The following is a 21,023-nucleotide window of genomic DNA, read 5'->3' on the forward strand; positions in this document are numbered from 1 at the left end:
TGGCCCCAGCAATGCTGGAACGTGGTGGGCACGTTTTTGAGCCAAAGTACGGTCTCAAAAGCCGGCCTTGACCTAACCTGAGCAACCCACTCAGCTAAGGCCAATTTCACCACTGAGCATTGCTGGGGCCGCCCTCACGGCTAAAATTCAATTGATTCTTAACTAGCCGTGAGGTCATCGAAAAAAATACTCAGCCGTGTCGTTGGTCTTGGTACGGTGGTTTACCGGACCTAGACCAAGGTCAGTTTTGAAGACCGCTGTTCGGCTTCAAAATGACCCACCGCGTTCCAGTATTTTTTTCGATGACCGGTAGGCGAAAAGCAACCATCCAATCCCACTGATTTAACCCTCAATAGCGTACCTTGCAACCGCTACAAAGTCAAGCAGGGCGCGGTCTCATTAGATTTTAATGTGTAAAAAAAGCCAGCCATTAATTTGGCTGACTTTTATAAACGATAATCAGTTATTAGTTACTTGAAACTGGTAAGATGGCACCCTTGTACTTCTTCTTAATCCAAGTTTGGGTACTCTTTGAACGCAAGGCCTTCATTAATTTCTTAATAGCGGGCTTATTTTGATCACCTTTACGAACCGCGATAATGTTAGCATATGGTGAGTCTGATTTTTCGAGGGTAATGGCATCCTTGCTAGGATTCAAACCAGCTTGAACGGCATAGTTGGCGTTGATAACAACCGCGTCCCCTTCGTTGTTCTTGTAGAATTGAGGCATTAACTTTGCTTCGTATGAGTGCTTGAACTTCAAATGCTTCTTATTCGTCTTGATATCATCGAAACTAGCAGCCGTTAACTTGGTCCCCTTCTTCAAGGTAATCAAACCAGCGTCTTTAAAGATAGTTAAGACCCGACCGTAATCGGCCACATTGCTGCTGACCAAGACCGTTGCCCCATCTTTTAAATCCTTTAAGTTTTTAACTTTCTTGGAGTAAACACCAATTGGTTCCAAATGTACAGCGCCGGCTGAAACTAAGGTACCGTGGTTTTCCTTGTTCCAGTTATCTAAGAATGGAATATGCTGGAAGTAGTTGGCATCTAATTCCTTAGATGCTAATGCTTTGTTTGGCAAGACGTAATCTTGGAAGACTTTGATCTTCAAGTTGACGCCTTCCTTTTTCAATTCAGGTTGAATATGCTTCAAGATCTGTGCGTGTGGCACAGCTGAAGCACCAACGGTAATGGTGGTTGTCTTACTTGATGATGACTTGCCACAACCGACTAATAAGAATGCGGTCGCTGCAATTGCCAATAACCCTAAAATTCCCTTTTTTCGCATTGAAAATGCCTCCTATGTGGTTTTGAATCCTAACTTAATTCAAGCGCGTTTATCAATATGCTTGACGGCTAAGTCGCCTAAGAATTGGAAGATAAACACGATGATGACGATAATCACGGTTGCGACTAAAGTAATCGCATTGTTGTTCGATTGGAACCCATCTTGGTAAGCCAAGTTACCAAGGCCCCCAGCCCCAATCGCCCCAGCCATCGCGGTATACCCGATTAACGAAATCGTGGTAACGGTGATTCCGGAAACTAACGCTGGCATACTTTCTGGTAACAAGACCTTGCGAATAATCTGCCAACGGGTGGCCCCCATTGATTCGGCCGCTTCCACGACCCCATGATCAAGTTCATGGAAAGCTAATTCGACCATCCGTGCGTAAAACGGTGCCGCGGAGATAATCAGTGACGGTAACGCGGCGCGGGGGCCGATAATCGTCCCAACTAACTTCTGCGTAATCGGCAACAGTAAGACGATTAAGATAATAAATGGAATGGACCGAAACACGTTCACGAACAAGGCCACGACCCAGTTTAATAATCGGACCAATGGATTGTGACTGTCAGTGGTTTCGAATAATAGCAAGCCTAGTGCAATCCCTAGAATCGCCACCACAATCATCGATACAATCGTTAGCCACAAGGTCTCCCAAGTGGACGTGACCATGTTGCCCCAATCGACATTGGAAAATTTGAAATAAGAACCTAACCCTTGATCATTCACGATTGAGGACCTCCGTTTCAACTCGTAGTTTTTGTAAGTAAGCTAGCGCGCCATCGATATCAGCCGGATCGCCGGTAATTTGAATGTAAAGCGACCCAATCGCGCCTTCTTGCGTTTGATGAATATTACCTTCAATGATGTTCAAATCTAAATTGCCATATTGCTTCAACATCTCGGAAACAATCGGTAGTTTAGCTTGATCGCCGTGGAACGTCAACTGAACGATGGTGCCTTTCGGATACTTGGCCACCAACTGTTCAACGACCGCGGTCGTATCATGCAACGACGGCGTCACTTCTTCATTCACGAAACGTTTTGTGACAGCTTGTTTTGGTCGTTTGAAGACTTCTAAGACGGGACCTTGTTCCACAATCTTGCCATCTTCCATGACCGCCACGTGATCCGCAATCTTACGAATCACATGCATCTCATGCGTAATTAGGACGATGGTTAAGTTTAATTTCTTATTAATATCTAATAATAGATCTAAGACTTCATCGGTCGTCTGTGGGTCTAACGCACTAGTCGCTTCATCTGAAAGCAAGATTTGCGGATCATTAGCTAACGCCCGGGCAATCCCGACTCGTTGTTTTTGACCACCAGATAATTCAGATGGATAAGCTTGTTCTCGGCCAGCCAACCCAACCAAATCAGCCAAATGTTCGGCTTTCTTTTGGGCATCGGCTTTACTTTGACCGGCAATTTCTAATGGAAACATGATATTTTGTAAGACTGTCCGCGACCAGAGTAAATTAAAATGTTGGAAAATCATGCCAATCTTATGGCGCTGCTCGCGTAACTTCGTCCCAGTCAAGCCAGTAATCTCGACACCGTCAATATCGACGCTCCCACTGGTCGGGGTTTCTAGACCATTGAGCATCCGCACCAGCGTACTCTTCCCGGCCCCGGAATAACCGACGATGCCGTAAATATGACCGTCTTCGATGCTTAAATTAACATCTTGAACGGCATGAACCGTGCCTTGCTTGGTCTCAAATGTCTTGGTCACATCTTTAAATTCAATCAATTTATCTCCTCCTTATGCACAAAAAAACTGCTCGTCCTATTAACAATAGTTTGCACTATCATTAATAGGACGAGCAGCTGGGTCTCGCGGTACCACCTATCTTTACAAGTCGCTCACACAACTTGTCTCAAGAGTTAGTTATAACTCCGCACGATAATGGGTGCACCCAAAACTGGCTAACTTGCGCTCACCAATTTACATTGATTCAAGACCATCTTCTGTCGTTCGTTTAATCTCATTTCACCAACCTGAGACTCTCTAAATAAACAAAACCACATACTCATCTTTTCAAAATGACATTTTTTAATGATTTATTAATGTGTCGAGTATACCGAGCAGCCCACTAATTGTCAAGCGTTCACTAATTAGTCAACGTCAATTAACCAAGCAACCCCGTCTTCAACACTATTCAAGGCCGCACAATCCGCCTTTAACGCTGGATTAACGGCGACAACCGTCCCATTAATCGGGCAGTTAAATTCTGAAACAGCCTTGGTGGCTTCAACACTTAGAAAGGCATCTTTTTGAGTGACTTTATCACCAACTGCTGGTAATTCAACATACTTCACTTCGCCCAAAGCTTCGTGAGCGGCGGTGGTCAACCCAATCCGCGTATGACCGTCAGTATCCTTAGTCCAAAAATAAGTTGCGTCTTCACTCATAGCTAACACCAATCTTTCCTTGATTTTATTCGAACCGATCGTTTCGGCTGAACATGTAAGACTTGTAATGGAACCGCATCGACATCATTAAGCCGATCCCGGCCATATTGGCAATCAGCGCAGAACCCCCTTGACTAATAAACGGCAACGGAATCCCGGTCATTGGCAATAGCCCAATACTCATCCCAATATTTTCAAACACATGGAACAAGATCATCATAATGACCCCAGTAGAAATATAAGCATAAAATTCATTCTTGGTATCAAAGGTCACCCGGATCATTTGATAGATTAACAAGAAATATAATAAAACGACGACGGTACAGCCGATGAAGCCAAAGTTTTCCCCGATCACTGAGAAAATCATATCGGATTCACGCACTGGCACGGTGACGTGTGACACGTTAAACCCACGACCAGTAATTTGACCGGAACCAATTGCCTTCATACTTTGCCAGACTTGATAAGCGTTATTTGACGTATCAGTCGATGGATTTAACCAAGTATCGATCCGCGCAAATTGATACGCTTTAAAACCAATGGCTTCCAAGATATGCCGACCACTTGTAGAAATCACTAAATATAACGCCGTGCCGGCAATCCCGAAGACAATCGCAAACGTTGGGGCTAATAATTTCCACGAAATCCCAGAAACTAAGATGACCCCACCTAAAATAGCAAAGAACACCAACATCGTCCCAAAGTCATTTTGCAATTTTAACAAGACCGCCACTGGCACCATGTAGGCAAATAGTTTACCGATTAATAACCAGTCACTCCCCGGCGTATGTACCGGATTTTCAGTGTTATGCATCGTCACGACTCGGCCGAGCATTAAGATAAAAGCCGGCTTCATAATTTCCGAGGGTTGGAAGGTTAAGCCTCCAACAGCAAACCAACTTTTAGCCCCGGTACTGTCAAACATCGATCGACTATACAATAATAGGACCGATGCTAACAGGAAGATCCCGAACCAATAAGCAATCGGGGCGACTCGCCACAACTGTTCGGAATCAAACTGCATGATAATGACCGCTAGTGCTGTCCCAATAATGAACCACATAATCTGGGTAATGACTTGTTTCGTGACATTCACGGAACTCGAATCATGACTCGCCGCGACATAGATCGACGCGAGGCCAATCAACCCTAACATCATAATTGAAAAGATGATACCGTAGTCAATCCGTGATTCGGCTGCTTGACTACGCAATCTGGATTCTTCTGCCACAATCAATTGCTCCTTATTTACTTAAGATATCCTTGATTATACAACAACCTGGCTTCGATTAACGACGCCAGGTTGAAGGTTTACCAAAAATTAGCCTTTGTGTAAATGATACGCAGAAATGACTTCCTGCAAACTTTCATCAAACGACTTAGTATGAGCAAATGGTTTTGAGTCACTCACCATTTCAGCTTCATACCGTTCGCCAACTTGGGTCACTTGACCAATCACTTTTTTACCGATTAAAACTTCGGTCACCGTTTGGCCGTTGACTTGCGTCTCATTTAAATCAACTGAAACACTTTTATCTTTTTTTGACACGACTAGTTGTCCTCCTCAGAGACCGGATTACGTCGAAGTGAAAAATGGTCAGGCACTGGATCAAAGCCACCTTTGACAAGCGGTTGGCAGCGTAAGATACGTGCCGTGCCCATCAGGCTACCCTTGAGTGCCCCGAACCGATCAATCGCTTCGAGCGTGTACGTGGAACAGGTTGGCCAATACCGACAATGAGCCGGTGTTGCCACCGAAATTTTTCGTTGATACCAACGAATCCCACGCATTAAGATTTGTCGCATGGTCACTTACTTCTTACCTGCTTTTTGCATATGTTCAAGTAAAATGCCAGCACCTTGTGCGACGTTGTTCAACGGATGTTCCGCTACCACAACGGGCACTTTTAAGTTTTCGCTGATCAATTGATCTAACCCACTTAATAAGGCACCACCACCAGTTAAGGTAATCCCACGATCGATAATATCGGCCGCAATCTCAGGTGGTAAGGTTTCCATCACATGATGCGCCGTGCTGACAATTTGCATTAAGGTTTCATGAATAGCTTGTTCAACTTCATTGGAATCAATTTCGAGTGAACGTGGCATCCCGCTGACCGTATCACGGCCACGAACTTGCATTTGCTTGTCCGCATCGCCTTCTTGTTTGAAGACTTGCGCGATTTGAATCTTAACTTGTTCAGCACTGCGTTCACCAATCAACAGATGATGCTGATCTTTGACATAGTTGACGATATCTTGGTTCATCCGATCGCCAGCCATCCGCAATGAGCTGCTGGCCACAATGTCACCTAATGATAAGACGGCAATATCACTCGTCCCACCACCAATATCGATGACCATGTTCCCACGTGGTTGGAAAATATCCATGCCGGCACCAATCGCCGCCACTTTTGGTTCGACTTCCAAATATACTTTGCTCCCACCAGACTTTTCAGCCGCCTGTAAAATCGCCTTGCGTTCGATTTCAGTGGTGTTCGTTGGGGTACAAATCATAATACTTGGCCGTGACATAATCCCACGGACGTTTAATTTTTTAATGAAATAAGACAACATTTCCTCGGTTACATCAAAATCCGAGATAACCCCGTCTTTCAATGGCCGGATTGCCCGAATATTGCTAGGGGTTTTCCCAACCATCTGGTAAGCTTCTGACCCCACCGCTAAAACTTGATTCGTATTCGTGTCAATTGCGACAACGGATGGTTCATTCAACACAATCCCCTTGCCAGACACATAAATCAAAACATTGGCAGTACCTAGGTCGATACCAATATCTAAAGCCATGTTTTTCTCCTCTCAAACATACAATTATACGTTTAGTTAATCTGAATTCGTCACGCCGTTTGAGCTGATAATACCCCATAAATACCAGCCAATAACTAGCTGAGATTAATCACCATTATCACCGCACTAAACGTACCGATATACAACATTTAATTATAGCATATTCAATAATCGATTAGAACATGCGTCATTGCCGCTTCGGTTGGGCTGGATTGATGCTGGAACGTGGTGGCCGCGTTTGTGAGCCACAGAGCGGTCTCACAAGCCGGGCTTTCACTAAGCCGGAAAATCACCGGCCAAGTGAAACGACACCACTGAGCATCATCCAGCCCACCCTACGCTAACTAGCGGGCCTAAATCATCATGGTAATTACTGACTAACCAAGACAATCCTGTTAATAGCTATTTATCCTATACTCGGTACTGATTAAAATTACTGCTTACAGTTATGATTACTCATACCATGGTCCATTTTGAAGACTAAACTAACTGGCTAAAAAATAAACAGCTCATTAGTTACAATACCGGTAATTAACGCCGGGCGGCCCAGAATTGGCTCAGTGGTGTCGTTTATCTTAGTCGTGGGTTCCGACTTAGATAAAGCCCGGCTTTCGAGACCGCACTTCGGCTCGAAAACGTGGCCACCACGTTCCAGCCAATTCTGGGCCAACCAGAGTGGTAAGTTTAATCCAACTAGTCGTCTTGACGCCGCGACCATTCATCAACCGTCAACGAATAGATGGCTTCATCGACATAATGATCGTTAATGAGTTCATTTTCTGGTAAGGTTGCGTCCAAATGATATTGACGCCGTTCCGCCACTGAGCGACTGCGGGTATTCGCGACATCGGCCCCTAATTGCAACTTGTGTAATTCTAGTTCAGTAAAAGCGATTTCTTCTAGCCGTTCTAATGACTTGGTCATCACACCATGGCCTTCAAATGTTTCGCCTAACCAGTAGCCAATCTCGCCACGATGGTTTGCCGCACTGATGTTATGAATATCAAGCATGCCGGCAACTTCGCCATCAACAATGATGGTCGTCAAGAAGACTTCGCCACGGGCTTGCTTTGTCAGCATTCCTTCGATGAAGTGACTTTCATCAGCGACGGTCGCAGTCGCATCGACCCATGGCATCCATGGTTTTAAATGCGCCCGATTCTGGTCAACCAAGTTAAAAAGTGGTTCGGCATCCCCAATTTCGGTTGGTTTCAATGAAATGTGTTTGTCAATAATATTAATGAACATTATCGTTCCTCCTGAATATCAGCTTTTTTCCGAAAAAAAACCTTCAAAAACGAGTTTATCGTATTTCGAAGGTTTTTGTTAGTCTAATTCACTAGTTTAGCCAATAATTTTCGTTATTCGGCAGCTTCATCCGCAAAATCGGGATTCAACGCATAGACGGATTCATCTGGTACAGAGATCCGTTTGATTTCAGCGCCTAACTTCGCCAGCTTGCCATGGAAATCAAAGTAGCCCCGATCTAAATACTTCAGATTGGTGACTTCCGTATAACCGCGACTGACTAAGCCGGCAATCACTAACGCTGCTGCGGCCCGTAAATCAGTCGCCGCCACTTGTGCACCACTGAAGTCAGTTGGCCCATACATAATCACTGAACGGCCCTCAATCTTAAAGTCAGCATTCATCCGGCGTAATTCTTCCAGATGCATGAACCGATTCTCAAAGACGGTTTCCGTTAACAAACTTGTGCCTTGCGCACATAACTGTAAAATGGTCATTTGCGGCTGCATGTCCGTTGGAAATCCTGGATGTGGCATCGTTTTAACAGAAGTCGGCTTCAAGTTCGTTGGTCCGATAATCCGAATCCCAGCCTCTTCTTCACGGACACTTACACCCATTTCACGCATCTTAGAGATTAATGGCTTGTTGTGTTCCGCGATGGCATCTTCAACTAAAACATTTCCTTGGGTAACCGCCGCCGCGACCATAAACGTCCCAGCTTCGATCCGGTCTTGCACGATACTATGTTCACAACCGTGTAAGGCTGATACGCCTTCAATGCGAATGGTTTCCGTCCCAGCGCCCATGACTTTAGCCCCCATCTGATTTAAGATGTTTGCCAAATCCACGATTTCTGGTTCGCGTGCCACATTTTCCATAATGGTCGTGCCTTCTGCTAAGGTCGCGGCCATCATGATATTTTGAGTGGCCCCCACACTTGGAAAGTCTAAATAAATCGACGCGCCGTGTAACCGTTCCGCTGAAGCTTCAACGTAACCATCATGGCGTTCAATCTCTGCCCCTAAGGCACTTAAACCTTTCAAGTGTAAGTCAATTGGCCGTGACCCAATCGCACAGCCACCCGGCATTGCTACCTTGGCATGACCTAAACGAGCCAACAGTGGTCCCATGACCACGATGGAGGCCCGCATCTTCGACACATATTGGAACGGTGCTTCTGAAGATAAAGGATGACTAGCATCGATATCAATCGTTTTGTTAATTTCATCAAAATCGACTTCCGCATTCAAGAAGCGCAAGACATTGTTCATTGTGAATACATCCGATAGAACTGGCACGTTGGTTAAATGTGTGGCTCCATCGCTGGCTAACAGTCCGGCTGCCAAAATCGGTAAGACCGCATTTTTGGCACCCTCAATATGAACCGTTCCTGTCAAACGTTGACCGCCATGAACTACAATTTCCTCCATGGATAAACCCTCCATCACAAACGATTATTAACGTACAAGATAAGTGAGATTTCGGACTGCATCGAAAAAGCTCCAGAAGAACTGACTAGCCGTGTAGCCAATGACAACTGCCAACAGCACGATTAATGCCCGTGCTTGTTGCGGTGCTCTGGCATCCATTTTGCGATCAAGCCGCAATGGTTGTAATGCCCAGAAAGCAATCCAAATAAATAAAAATTGACTAACGAGGTTTAATAGCGCTTGAACTCCTAGACCGCGCATTAGCTCAACTCCTTGTTGGTTTCCTAATCATCATACCATAATTAGAATGCCGAGAAATATTACATTTTACAATTTCGTTACATTTTAAGCATTTCGCTATTCACTAATGGTTAGTTAAGTGAAAACTTAGTGATAGCTAGGCATTCAGTTGATTCACTGGATTAATTAGTTGACTGGTCTAACGATTGAAAATCAGCTTGATAATAACTTGTAAGTTTCATTTGTAAAAGTTTTGGCTTAGGATTTAGTTCAAGTCATTAAACCTTGGTCTTGCTGAAGTTGGTCGTCTCCGCTGACTAGGACGATCGCGGTGGGGCAGACCTGCAGCCACACCCCGGTCTGCAGGGCGCTTCAAAGCCGAAAGCCACGTCTGTAAAGTCGGCCCAGACACTAAGACGGGAAAACCACCCGCCTAACTGTCTCGTCACGGCGTTCATCCTAGTCGCTGCGACTGTGAATCGTGTGCTGATTTGAAATCAAGCGCAGCACTATTTACAGGTAGATTACAACTGCTTACCTGATAGACAACCGCTTAACTAGTGTCACTCGCTTTGATGTCTATTCTTGAATCAACAGTTACTATCTCCATCAGCTTACCAAAGTATTGAAACACCATGAACCATTGCGAAACCAACCTCACAACTAAGTTAACCAATGAAAATAATCGCTTATTCTTCTTAGATACCTATTCATTAACGGCGGGCGGTCCAGAATTGGCTCAGTGGTGTCGTTTATCTTAGTCGTGATTTTTGCGACTTAGATAAAGCCCGGCTTTCGAGACCGTCCTGTGGCTCAAAAACATGGCCACCACGTTCCAGCCAATTATGGGCCGCAGCGTAATCTACGCCCCCACACAAAATTAGTGTGTAGTCGGAGCCAGCCAGGGATGACCGCCGTGTCGAGTCAGTTAGCTGGGGTGGTTTTCCACAGCTTACTGACTGGGCCGACTTTACAGACGTAGGCTAGCGGCTGTAAAGCGCCCTGAAGACCGCTCCTCAGGCTTCAGGTCTGCCCCCACCGCGGTCACCCCTGGCTGGCGGAGACGGAACTAACTCACCCAACACAAAATTACCAACACCAAAAAAAGCACCAACAACCATTTGAGTGGTTGCAGGTACTTTTGCTGTTTTGCTTAGTTGTTTGAACGTAGGTTGCGCTTTTGAAACGTGTTTGGTTCCGTAGAACCGCCCACTCTAGTGATGCGCCACGTTCAACCGGTTCATCGCCCGCCGCAACGCGACACGCGCCCGGGCCAACTCAGCATCATCATGCTTTTGTTGGGCCGCTTGAATCCGGCTTTCCGCCCGTTTTCGAGCGTTTTCCGCCCGCGCAACATCGATATCATTCTGACGTTCAGCACTGTCCGCCACGATAGTCGCGACGTTGTCACTGAATTCTACGAAACCGCCGTTAACGGCAATTTCATCGTCTTCTTGATCAGTTTCGATTTGCTTGATACGGACCTCGTCAATTGCCAATGATGCAATCACGGGGATGTGATTAGGCAAAATCCCGAGTTCACCGTTAATCGTCCGGACGATCAACATCGGTGTCTTGTTTTCATAGACCTGACCGTCGGGAGTTACGATGCTAACGGTTAATGCAGTTGCGTTTTCCGCCATGCTAACCCCTCCTAATCAGTGACCATCGATTTCGCTTTTTCAACGGCATCTTCGATCTTACCAACTTGACGGAAGGCGTCTTCTGGTAGGTCATCATATTTACCATCAAGGATGTCTTTGAAACCCTTGACCGTATCTTTGATTGGCACATAAGAACCAGGTTGACCCGTAAAGTTTTCGGCAACGAAGAAGTTTTGTGACAAGAAGAATTGAATCCGCCGTGCACGAGCAACAGTGGTCTTTTCTTCGTCAGATAATTCATCCATCCCTAAGATTGAGATGATATCTTGCAATTCACGGTACCGTTGTAAGACCCGTTGAACTTCAGTCGCAACTTCATAATGTTCTTCCCCAACAATTGAAGGGTCCAAAGCAATCGAAGATGAGGCCAATGGATCAACGGCTGGATAGATCCCTTGTTCCGTTAAAGAACGTTCCAGGTTGGTCGTCGCGTCCAAATGGGCGAAAGTCGTGGCAGGTGCCGGGTCGGTATAATCATCGGCAGGCACGTAAACGGCTTGAATCGACGTTACAGACCCCTTCTTAGTCGAAGTGATCCGTTCTTGTAATTGACCCATTTCAGTAGCTAACGTTGGTTGATACCCAACGGCTGAAGGAATCCGACCAAGTAAGGCGGAAACTTCAGAACCGGCTTGGGTAAACCGGAAGATGTTATCAATGAATAACAAGACGTCTTGGCCGGCAACATCACGGAAGTATTCCGCAATCGTTAACCCAGTCAAAGCAACCCGCATCCGGGCACCAGGTGGTTCGTTCATTTGACCATAGACCATGGCCGTATTCTTCAAAACACCGGATGCTTTCATTTCAAAGTAAAGGTCATTACCTTCACGAGTCCGTTCACCAACACCGGTGAAGACGGAAATCCCGTTATGTTCTTGGGCAATGTTATGGATCAATTCCTGGATTAAGACGGTCTTGCCGACACCGGCACCACCGAACAACCCAATCTTACCACCACGTACATAAGGTGCTAAGAGGTCAATAACCTTGATCCCAGTTTCCAATACTTCTGTACTGGTGGTTAATTCATCGTAAGCAGGCGCATCCCGGTGAATCGGGTTACGTTCTGCATCTGGACCGAATTCTGGGCCACCATCAATGGTTTCTCCTAAAACGTTAAATACCCGACCTAACGTTTCTTTACCAACTGGCACGGTAATTGAAGACCCAGTGTCTTCAACAGCCATCCCACGGCGTAAACCGTCCGTCCCATCCATCGCGACAGTCCGAACGACCCCATCACCTAATTCCAGCGAAACTTCAACCGTTAAGGTCTCGTCGCCATCTTTATGGATGATTAAGGCGTTATTAATATCAGGTAACTTGTCGTTTAGAGAGAATTCAACGTCGACAACGGGTCCAATAACTTGTACAACTTTACCTGTACTCATTAGTCGTTAATTCCTCCCAATTCGTTATTCTTGCGCTACCAAGCCACCGGTGATTTCCGTAATTTCAGTGGTAATCGCAGCTTGACGCGCACGGTTATATTTAAGATTCAACTTATCAATTAAATCGCCAGCATTATCTGATGCCGCCTTCATCGCTGTTGACGATGACGCGTGCTCAGCAGTTTTGGCATCCAAAATGGCACCATAAACTAAGCTTTCAGCATATTGTGGCAATACGGCCGACAAAATCGCGTCTTCTGACGGTTCCATTTCGTACTCAGGACCGACATCGACCCGGCTATCTTTGGCTTTACGATTATCCTGTTCACTTTGTTCAAACGTTTCTTCAGAGATTGGCAACATTTTAATTGCCCGAAACCCAGAAGATAACCGGTTGATAAAGTGATTATAGAACACATAAAGTTCATCGAAGACTTCGTTATGATACATCGAAGTCACCGTTTTAACGATTTCACGAACTTCTTTAAAAGTTGGGACGTCAGAGACGCCGCGGTATTCATACGCCACGTTTAACCCGTTCTTTTTATAAAAGTCTGCGCCAGTACCACCGACCGCTAAGACGACCGCGTTATCAGCATTTAACTTATGAGCTTGCATAAAGTCGTTCGTCTGTTTCAAGACGTTACTGTTATAGCTACCCACTAAACCACGATCAGACGTGATCACTAATAACCCAGTCCGTTTAACGGGGCGTTTCGCCAATAATTCACTGACCGAAATGGTGTTGGAATTACTGTTAGGAACGCCGGCACTTGCTGACATCAGATGAGCTTTGGCAAGATGTGAAACGATACTTTCAACTTTAGAAGCGTACACCTGATACGTACTCGTATGCTTTTGAATCTGGTTCAACTTTGACGTTGAGACCATTTGCATTGCGGTCGTAATCTGATGGGTCTTCCCGGTTGAGTCAATCCGGCGCTTGACATCCATTAATGATTCTGCCATGCACTACTCACCATCCTTTTCAGCCATCATTTACTTGGCAGCTGCAGCACTTGGCTGGAACTGTTGGGCAAATTCATCTAATGCACCATTGATTTGGTCAGCATCTGGTAATTTCTTTGTTGAGACAATCGCATCGAATAAGTCTTGATGATTTGTACGCATGTAGTCAAACATCTCCGTTTGGTAACGGGCAATGTCACTAATCGCCACTTTATCCAAGTAACCATTGGCTAAGGCATACAAAATCATAACTTGTTCTTCAACCTTTAATGGTGAATGAACTGGTTGCTTCAAGACTTCAACAATTCGTTGACCACGGTTTAACTTCGCTTGCGTTGCCGCATCCAAGTCAGAACCGAATTGCGAGAATGATTCCAATTCACGGAAAGAAGCCAAATCCAAACGAAGGGTCCCAGCAACGGACTTCATCGCTTTGATTTGTGCATCCCCACCGACCCGAGAAACAGACGCCCCGGCATCGATCGCTGGTCGAACCCCAGAATAGAAGGAATCACTATCCAAGAAGATTTGCCCATCGGTGATCGAAATCACGTTGGTTGGAATATAAGCAGAAATATCCCCAGCTTGCGTTTCGATGATTGGTAAGGCCGTCATTGAACCGCCACCCAAGTCATCATTTAACTTCGCGGCCCGTTCGAGCAACCGTGAATGCAAGTAGAAAACATCCCCAGGATAAGCTTCACGACCTGGTGGACGCCGTAAGATCAATGATAATTCACGATAAGCGGTCGCTTGTTTTGATAAATCATCATAGACAATCAAAACATGCTTGCCGTTGAACATGAATTCCTCACCCATTGCAGCGCCGGCATATGGTGCCAAGTAAAGCAATGGTGCTGGTTCAGAAGGCCCGGCAGTAACCACGATGGTGTAATCCATCGCTCCGAACTTCTTGAGCGTTTCAACTTGGGCCCGCACCGTTGAGTCTTTTTGACCAATTGCGACGTAGATACAGATCATATCTTGGTCTTTTTGGTTCAAAATGGCATCGATAGCGACCGAAGTCTTCCCAGTCTTACGGTCACCGATAATCAATTCACGTTGGCCACGACCAATTGGTACTAAGGCATCAATGGCCTTAATCCCAGTTTGGAGGGGTTCGCTAACGGATTGTCGTTGCATAATCCCAGGTGCTTTGTGTTCAATTGGCCGCGTATGGTCGGTCTTAATTTCACCTAAACCATCGATTGGTTGGCCTAATGGGTTAACAACCCGGCCAATCATGTTGTCCCCAACTGGAACTTCCATGATACGGCCTGTTCGTTTAACAGTATCGCCTTCGCGAATCCCGTCAAAATCACCTAAAACAACGATACCAACATCGTTGCTTTCAAGGTTTTGTACCATCCCGTAGACCCCATTACTGAATTCGAGTAATTCGCCTTGTAAGGCGTTGTCGAGTCCATGGGCCCGGGCGATCCCATCACCAACATAGGTGACAGTCCCGGTTTCAGCAACTGAGAGCTCAGTTTGATAACTTTCTAATTGTTGTTTGATTAGAGCACTGATTTCTTCAGATTTAATGCTCATAAAAGTTTCACCTCTTCGTAAAAGACTTTCTAATTGTTGATGAGTGCTCGTCTTAAGTTCATTAATTGTAGTGCGACACTACCGTCAAACGTTTGATTGTTTGACTTCACAATCACACCGCCAATGATTTCAGGGTCGACACGTTGTGATAATTTCACTTGGTCGGCACCGACACGCTTTGCAAACGCCGCTGCGATGGCATTGGCTTGCTCATCGGACAACTTAACCGCTGACGTGACTTCGGCATGCACTATCTTATGACTCTCATCATAACGTTCTTCAAACGCGTCGATAATTGCTACTAAGTTCGCCATGCGGCCGTAATCATACAACATTTGAATAAAGTTTTTAATGTATTCTGAAGCATGGTCAGTCAAAGTTGACAGGGTCGCCTGCTTTTGATCAACCGGCAGCAATGATCCTGAAAGGACCTCTGCCAATTGCGGGTTGTCAATAAAGACTTGCCGTAATTGTTTTAATTCAGCCAGGAAGTCGTCGGTCTGATCTTTTTCTGCTGCCAGCTCAAAGAGTGCCTTTGAGTACCGGTTAGCAATGGTAAGATTATCTAGACTCATGCTTTCCCAACCCTTCAATATACGAATTAATTAATGCTTGTTGGCCTTCAGGGTCTAATTGCTTCTTGATGATCTTTGAAGCAATCTGAACAGAAATGTCAGCAACGTCAGATTGGACGTTCTTTAAGGCATCCTGACGCTCCTGTTCAATATCCTTACGCGCGCTTTGTTTATACTGCGTAGCTTCGTTTTGAGCGTCAGCCACGATAGTTGCACGTTGCTTTTCACCGCTTTGCTTAGCTTCAGCGACAATGCCGCTAGCTTCCGTACGGGAATGTGACAACGCATCACGCCGTTGGTCAGCTAAATCGCTGGCTTCTTTACGTGACTTTTCAGCCGTATCAATATCGTTAGCGATCTTGTTGGCCCGTTCACCCATCATTTTCGTAATAGGATTCCATGCGACCCAAGCAATCAACGCCATCAAAATGATAAAACTAATCGCAATAAATAACATATCGCCGAGATATAGACCGGATGCACCGATAATTAAATGCGAGAGCATCTAATGACACCTCCTTCTTCCATTTTTATCAAAATGAATTGTCGATTAATGATTACTTGTTCATAACCATCAAAGCAACAACGAAGGAAATGATAGGCATGGCTTCAACTAAACCAACACCAATGAACATGTTAGTCCGTAATTGACCGGATAATTCTGGTTGACGGGCCATCCCTTCAAGCATCTTAGAAATAATCAAACCGTTACCAACACCGGCACCAATCGCGGCACCAAACATCGCAATACCTGCTGCTAGAGCTCCCATAATTTGTGTATCCTCCTTAAATTTAAAAAACAAAAATTGCTTTATTCCTCAGGCGATAATTGTCGAGAAATATAAACTGAAGCCAAGGTGACAAACACGAATGCTTGCACACTCCCGATAAAGACTGAAAATCCTTGCCAAGCTAACTCAACTGGCAATGAGTACAGATAACTGACCCAATTGTCGCTGCTGGTTAACCCACTAATCAAAGTTAGTAACATTTCACCAGCGAAGATATTCCCAAACAACCGCAAACCCAAAGTTAAGAAGTTTGTAAATTGTTCGAAAAGATTAAGTGGCAAGAACAATTTAAACGGTGCCAAGTACCCTTTAAAATAGGCTTTAGCACCATTTTTAGCAATGCCGGCATAGTGTGCTAGCGCAATCGTCATTAACGACAACGTCAAGGTCACGACCGGATCAGCGGTCGGACTTTTAACATACGTATACTCCCCAACTTGGATATGAATGAACAACCCAATTTGGTTAGCAACGAAAATAAAGAGAAACAACGAGAATGCAAACAGACCGAAGTGGGATGCATCGTTCCCTTTAATTGAACCTTTGACAATGCCATTCGTGAACTCGACGAGCCACTCCAGCACATTTTGCCCACCCTTTGGCTTCATTGTAATATGGCGCGATAACAAGAAAACAAATAACAAGACGATCAAACAAGTAATTAAAATTGAAAGGTCGTTTGCCACATCAAATGTTAGGCCAAGGAACTTGACGGTAGGAACTGGATCACTCACTGAATATCACCTCTTTCCTTAAATTTCGGTGTTACGATAACCTTAACGTGTCCTATACATAACGTCAATTGTATCGAAACATGAAATAGTAAATTAGAGTTACCCCTAATCAAAATACAATGGTAATAATACCACCACCGCAATAAAAATTCAAAATAATTTCATCTTTTCTTGATTGGGTGAAAATCCCACGGCCGTAAGCTTTCATTTAGCTTTCAAGTCGTGGGATTTTCATTAAGTCAGGCACGTTTTCACTTTTTACCACTTAGTGTTGGCGCTTACTTCTCATTAACCGCCGCTTTTGGTAACACTAGGTTCATAATAATTCCTAACACAGTTGCGACCGCTAAACCACTAAATTGGAAGCTACCTAATTGCAAATACGCATTCCCAATCCCGATAACTAATACGGCTGAGGCAATCATTAAATTCCGTTTTTGATTAAAATCAACTTTATTATCAATAAGAATCCGCATACCGCTAGAGGCAATCACCCCAAATAAGAGGAAGCTGACCCCACCAATGACGGGTGACGGAATACTTTGAATCAACGCTGATAATTTGCCAACGAAACTAAAGACAATCGCGAAGAAGGCGGCACCGCCTAAAACGTAAATACTGTGTACCCGGGTAATGGCTAAGACCCCGATATTTTCACCATAAGAGGTCACTGGCGGCCCCCCAACGAACCCAGCAATAATTGAAGCAGTCCCATCACCGGCCAAGGTATGACTCAGGCCTGGATCTTTAAAGAAGTTTCGTTTGGTTAACTTATTCAAGACCATGATATGACCCATATGTTCAGACATCGTGACAAAGGCAATTGGGGCCATACTGAAGATGGCGCCCCAGTAGATCCCAGGATGATAGCTAATGAACGGTACCTGGAAGTCTGGTAAGACGAACCATTTAGCGGCCATAACTGGCGCAAAATTTACAATCCCGAAGAGGACCGCAATCACATAGCCACAGACCAGCCCTAATAAGATTGGCACTAAGCTCATAAACCCACGCAGATACATGTTGAAGATGACCGTTAAGATCATCGTCAACATGGCAACGGCAAAGAACCGGAGATCATAGTTATTGCCATTCATCGTGGCATCTTTCGCCGCAGTACCAGCTAAGGACAGCCCAATAACCATGACGATTGGCCCAACCACGATTGGTGGTAAGGCCTTATCAATCCAGTCGGACCCAATCAGGGTAACCAACAAGCTCACACAGAGATAAACGACCCCAACAGCCACGGTCCCTTGGGCAATCGCTGGATACCCCGCCGTCTTCATCAATGATTGCATCACGACAATAAATGAAAAACTTGATCCCATGTAAGCGGGAATCTTATGCCGCGTGATTAAGATATAAATTAAGGTCCCGACCCCAGAACTGAATAAAGCGATCCCTGGGTTCAACCCAACTAGAATCGGCACCAGGACGGTGGACCCAAACATCGAGAATAAATGCTGAATCGAAAGTCCTAACCAACTACCAAACTTCGGCCGATCATGAATGTCTAAGACGACATCATCATTATGAAACGCCGTTTGCTTTGCCATAGTGCACCCCTATCGAAAAAATTTATAAAAGAAAAGACAGACCCCCACTCAAAAGCGGCTGGTCTGTCTGAATTGGATTCACCTATGGCAGGTGAAATTCCGGTCATCCTTTTCAGCCTCTCTGAGCTAAATTAAAGGAACTGTTTTGTTGTTGTGTTTAGAATACTCGTGTTAGTTGAGTTTGTCAACAGAGTGTGAACGAGGGCGGGAGTTGATGAGCATTGCCTAGCTATCACAATTACTCAGTGCCCTTCTGAGTAGTTGTGATGGCGTAGCAAGCGGAGTCAACTGCCCGAGTGAACACGTTTCAACAGAGTGTGAGATCCGACGGGTTGCTCCTGAGCATTGCCTAGCTAGTCAATTATACCGGTGATCTTCCGGTATGGTTGACTGGCGTAGCAAGCGGAGGGAGTAGTCGGGCCGAGCACGTTTCGGCAGAGTGTGAGGTAAAGCGGGTTGGGGTCGAGCATTGCCTAGCTATCACAATTACTCGGCGCACTTCCGAGTAGTCGTGATGGCGTAGCAAGCGGAGTCCCCAGCTTTGCCGAACACGTTTTGACCAGCCAGAACAAACCAGCTATCCATAAATTCAAGCAAGGTACTTACTTCCCATCAATAACCATTATTAATTATCACGACATAAGTAATCAACCAAACTAAAAAATCAGCATTAACGAGAACTCACCTTACGATTATAATCGACATTTTTAACTTTTCTCTACCATAATATTCTACTCAACCGTGCGGCTATGCGTTGGCCGCTATTTAACTTAAATTGCAAGTTAGTACGAATGATGCTTTTTAGTTGACCTTTTATCGCCTAACGAAGGAAACACCCATATTTAAAATAACTGTTCACAAGATTAGGTTTAAATACATTCTAATTAGTATAATCCCGTTAGTGCGCGTCAGGTAGCTAGTGCTTAGTAGAGATAATGAGTCGTTCATAAGATCTAATGGACGACTAACCCTGCTGCCGATGCTTACGACTTTGCAAAACAAAAGCGGCAACCAAGCTCAATACCGAAATTGCCGAGATGATTAGTAACTGCATAATATAGCTCGTTACGCCATTATGCACACCACTGGTAAGTGCAACAACTGCTGAGATACCAACTGATTGACCAAACTGATGAACTGTATTAACCACCCCAGAGGCAGCTCCAGCAATTTCAGGATCAGTATTGGCCACACCTTCCGCCGTCAGCGGACTAAGGACGAGGCCTTGACCAATACCAAATATAACCATTGGAATGGCAATGGCCAACCAGTAACCACGATTTAAGCCAATCACTACCGTCAGAAAAACACCGATTGTCACAAATAAAACCGCGATCACAATCAACCGCGCATTTCCTAACTTGGTAGATAAATTCGAAACTTGCAAAGCACTCAAAAATTGGGGAATAGTTGCTGGTAAAAACGCCAGTCCGGTCAGTAACGGCGTAAATCCATAAATATGCTGTAAGGCCTGCGTTGTGACAAAGAAATATGCAAACGCTGCTCCGATAAAGAAGAACCGGGCAATATACGCACTATTGCGTTGGCGGTCAGTAAACAAGCGTAACGGCATAATCGGATTTTTAACCACGTGTTCCGCATAGACAAACAACCCTAACGCGATAATTGCAATGATTAGGGCCAGCAGTTGGTAAATCGTGCCATCAATGCTGTAAACCAAAGCCGATAACCCAAGTACTGATAAAAAGGTACCAATCAAATCAAGATGATTGGTCCGTCTGTGACCACTATCTTCAACAAAGCGGAGCGTCAAAACAAACATTAGCAAGCCAACTGGCACATTTAAGAAAAAGCCATATCGCCAAGAGAAGACACTCGTAATGACGCCACCAAGTACCATGCCAAAACTGGCCCCAATCCCAGCTGTTGTCCCATAGGCCGCAATTGCCCGAGCGCGCATCGTCCCATGATAATTGTCCAATAAAAGTGCCAAGGTAGTCGGTGCCAAGATTGCCGAGCCAATGCCTTGAAAAGCTCGCATTGAAATAATCATCAGTGCATTCGTCGCTACTCCCACCATCAATGATCCCAAGGAGAATAACAATAAGCCAATTAAAAACACCCGTTTACGTCCATAGACATCCCCAACACGGCCGCCAAACAATTGAAACCCACCAAAAGTCAGCGTATAGGCACTACTGACCCAAGCGAGCGTTTGCGAATTCAAATGAAGATCCGTTGCTATTTTGACGGTACTGGTAAAAACAATCGAATTATCCAAAAGGATCATAAAATAGCTTAATAAAATAATCGCCTCAATTGTCAAATCAAGTGCAACACTAAGAATCTATTCTTAGAAGTGGTCTAGTTGCTAAGCTAGTTCAGGCATT

The 21,023-nt window shown here is 45.0% G+C and carries 21 protein-coding genes and 1 other annotated feature; all 21 genes read right to left on the bottom strand.

Going from position 1 to position 21,023, the window contains the following annotated elements; genetic code table 11:
* Nucleotides 1-466: 466 nt before the first annotated feature.
* The gene (locus FFM77_RS04920; protein ID WP_137634639.1) at nucleotides 467-1,291 is read right to left on the bottom strand and encodes a MetQ/NlpA family ABC transporter substrate-binding protein; all 825 of its coding nucleotides are present in this window, start codon (nucleotides 1,289-1,291) and stop codon (nucleotides 467-469) included.
* A gap of 39 nt (nucleotides 1,292-1,330) precedes the next feature.
* Nucleotides 1,331-2,020: a methionine ABC transporter permease gene (locus tag FFM77_RS04925; RefSeq protein WP_137634640.1), complete on the bottom strand. Its 690-nt coding sequence runs from the start codon at nucleotides 2,018-2,020 to the stop codon at nucleotides 1,331-1,333.
* Nucleotides 2,013-3,047: a methionine ABC transporter ATP-binding protein gene (locus FFM77_RS04930; RefSeq protein WP_137634641.1), complete on the bottom strand. Its 1,035-nt coding sequence runs from the start codon at nucleotides 3,045-3,047 to the stop codon at nucleotides 2,013-2,015. Before FFM77_RS04930 ends, FFM77_RS04925 begins: the two co-directional genes overlap by 8 nt.
* Before the next feature lie 62 nt (nucleotides 3,048-3,109).
* Nucleotides 3,110-3,348, bottom strand: a binding site (T-box leader).
* Between the two features lie 64 nt (nucleotides 3,349-3,412).
* Complete coding sequence (locus tag FFM77_RS04935; protein ID WP_137634642.1) at nucleotides 3,413-3,709, bottom strand: glycine cleavage system H family protein; 297 nt, start codon at nucleotides 3,707-3,709, stop codon at nucleotides 3,413-3,415.
* Between the two features lie 25 nt (nucleotides 3,710-3,734).
* On the bottom strand, nucleotides 3,735-4,940 hold the full coding sequence (locus tag FFM77_RS04940) for an FtsW/RodA/SpoVE family cell cycle protein (protein ID WP_137634643.1): 1,206 nt from the start codon (nucleotides 4,938-4,940) through the stop codon (nucleotides 3,735-3,737).
* A 90-nt stretch (nucleotides 4,941-5,030) separates the two neighbouring features.
* Complete coding sequence (locus FFM77_RS04945; protein ID WP_137634644.1) at nucleotides 5,031-5,258, bottom strand: DUF2969 domain-containing protein; 228 nt, start codon at nucleotides 5,256-5,258, stop codon at nucleotides 5,031-5,033.
* Between the two features lie 2 nt (nucleotides 5,259-5,260).
* Nucleotides 5,261-5,515 carry a membrane protein insertion efficiency factor YidD gene (gene yidD, locus FFM77_RS04950; RefSeq protein ID WP_137634645.1) on the bottom strand — a complete coding sequence of 85 codons (255 nt, stop codon included), beginning with the start codon at nucleotides 5,513-5,515 and terminating at the stop codon, nucleotides 5,261-5,263.
* Between the two features lie 6 nt (nucleotides 5,516-5,521).
* Nucleotides 5,522-6,517 carry a rod shape-determining protein gene (gene mreB, locus FFM77_RS04955; RefSeq protein ID WP_137634646.1) on the bottom strand — a complete coding sequence of 332 codons (996 nt, stop codon included), beginning with the start codon at nucleotides 6,515-6,517 and terminating at the stop codon, nucleotides 5,522-5,524.
* A gap of 693 nt (nucleotides 6,518-7,210) precedes the next feature.
* Nucleotides 7,211-7,765: a GNAT family N-acetyltransferase gene (locus tag FFM77_RS04960; protein ID WP_137634647.1), complete on the bottom strand. Its 555-nt coding sequence runs from the start codon at nucleotides 7,763-7,765 to the stop codon at nucleotides 7,211-7,213.
* A gap of 113 nt (nucleotides 7,766-7,878) precedes the next feature.
* Nucleotides 7,879-9,195 (bottom strand): UDP-N-acetylglucosamine 1-carboxyvinyltransferase, encoded by a 1,317-nt coding sequence (gene murA / locus FFM77_RS04965; protein ID WP_137634648.1) that lies wholly within the window; start codon nucleotides 9,193-9,195, stop codon nucleotides 7,879-7,881.
* Nucleotides 9,196-9,222: 27 nt separating this feature from the next.
* Nucleotides 9,223-9,456, bottom strand: coding sequence for a DUF1146 family protein (locus FFM77_RS04970; protein WP_137634649.1), 234 nt, complete (start codon nucleotides 9,454-9,456; stop codon nucleotides 9,223-9,225).
* Between the two features lie 1,193 nt (nucleotides 9,457-10,649).
* Complete coding sequence (locus tag FFM77_RS04975; RefSeq protein WP_137634650.1) at nucleotides 10,650-11,078, bottom strand: F0F1 ATP synthase subunit epsilon; 429 nt, start codon at nucleotides 11,076-11,078, stop codon at nucleotides 10,650-10,652.
* Nucleotides 11,079-11,089: 11 nt separating this feature from the next.
* Nucleotides 11,090-12,493 carry a F0F1 ATP synthase subunit beta gene (gene atpD, locus FFM77_RS04980; protein ID WP_137634651.1) on the bottom strand — a complete coding sequence of 468 codons (1,404 nt, stop codon included), beginning with the start codon at nucleotides 12,491-12,493 and terminating at the stop codon, nucleotides 11,090-11,092.
* 24 nt (nucleotides 12,494-12,517) lie between these two features.
* Nucleotides 12,518-13,462: a F0F1 ATP synthase subunit gamma gene (locus tag FFM77_RS04985; protein WP_137634652.1), complete on the bottom strand. Its 945-nt coding sequence runs from the start codon at nucleotides 13,460-13,462 to the stop codon at nucleotides 12,518-12,520.
* Between the two features lie 30 nt (nucleotides 13,463-13,492).
* Nucleotides 13,493-15,013, bottom strand: coding sequence for a F0F1 ATP synthase subunit alpha (gene atpA / locus FFM77_RS04990; protein WP_137634653.1), 1,521 nt, complete (start codon nucleotides 15,011-15,013; stop codon nucleotides 13,493-13,495).
* 29 nt (nucleotides 15,014-15,042) lie between these two features.
* On the bottom strand, nucleotides 15,043-15,588 hold the full coding sequence (gene atpH, locus FFM77_RS04995; RefSeq protein WP_137634654.1) for an ATP synthase F1 subunit delta: 546 nt from the start codon (nucleotides 15,586-15,588) through the stop codon (nucleotides 15,043-15,045).
* The gene (atpF, locus tag FFM77_RS05000) at nucleotides 15,575-16,093 is read right to left on the bottom strand and encodes a F0F1 ATP synthase subunit B (protein ID WP_137634655.1); all 519 of its coding nucleotides are present in this window, start codon (nucleotides 16,091-16,093) and stop codon (nucleotides 15,575-15,577) included. The genes atpH and atpF overlap by 14 nt, the downstream gene beginning before the upstream one ends.
* 52 nt (nucleotides 16,094-16,145) lie before the next feature.
* The gene (gene atpE / locus FFM77_RS05005; protein WP_130845638.1) at nucleotides 16,146-16,358 is read right to left on the bottom strand and encodes a F0F1 ATP synthase subunit C; all 213 of its coding nucleotides are present in this window, start codon (nucleotides 16,356-16,358) and stop codon (nucleotides 16,146-16,148) included.
* Between the two features lie 41 nt (nucleotides 16,359-16,399).
* Entirely contained in the window at nucleotides 16,400-17,113 is a 714-nt protein-coding gene (gene atpB / locus FFM77_RS05010; RefSeq protein WP_137634656.1) for a F0F1 ATP synthase subunit A, read from the bottom strand.
* 278 nt (nucleotides 17,114-17,391) lie between these two features.
* Complete coding sequence (locus tag FFM77_RS05015; protein WP_137634657.1) at nucleotides 17,392-18,672, bottom strand: uracil-xanthine permease family protein; 1,281 nt, start codon at nucleotides 18,670-18,672, stop codon at nucleotides 17,392-17,394.
* Between the two features lie 964 nt (nucleotides 18,673-19,636).
* The gene (locus FFM77_RS05020; protein WP_263390723.1) at nucleotides 19,637-20,980 is read right to left on the bottom strand and encodes an MFS transporter; all 1,344 of its coding nucleotides are present in this window, start codon (nucleotides 20,978-20,980) and stop codon (nucleotides 19,637-19,639) included.
* Between the last annotated feature and the right edge of the window lie 43 nt (nucleotides 20,981-21,023).

The sequence above is a fragment of the Lactiplantibacillus songbeiensis genome, from assembly GCF_005405125.1.
GTDB lineage: Bacteria > Bacillota > Bacilli > Lactobacillales > Lactobacillaceae > Lactiplantibacillus > Lactiplantibacillus songbeiensis.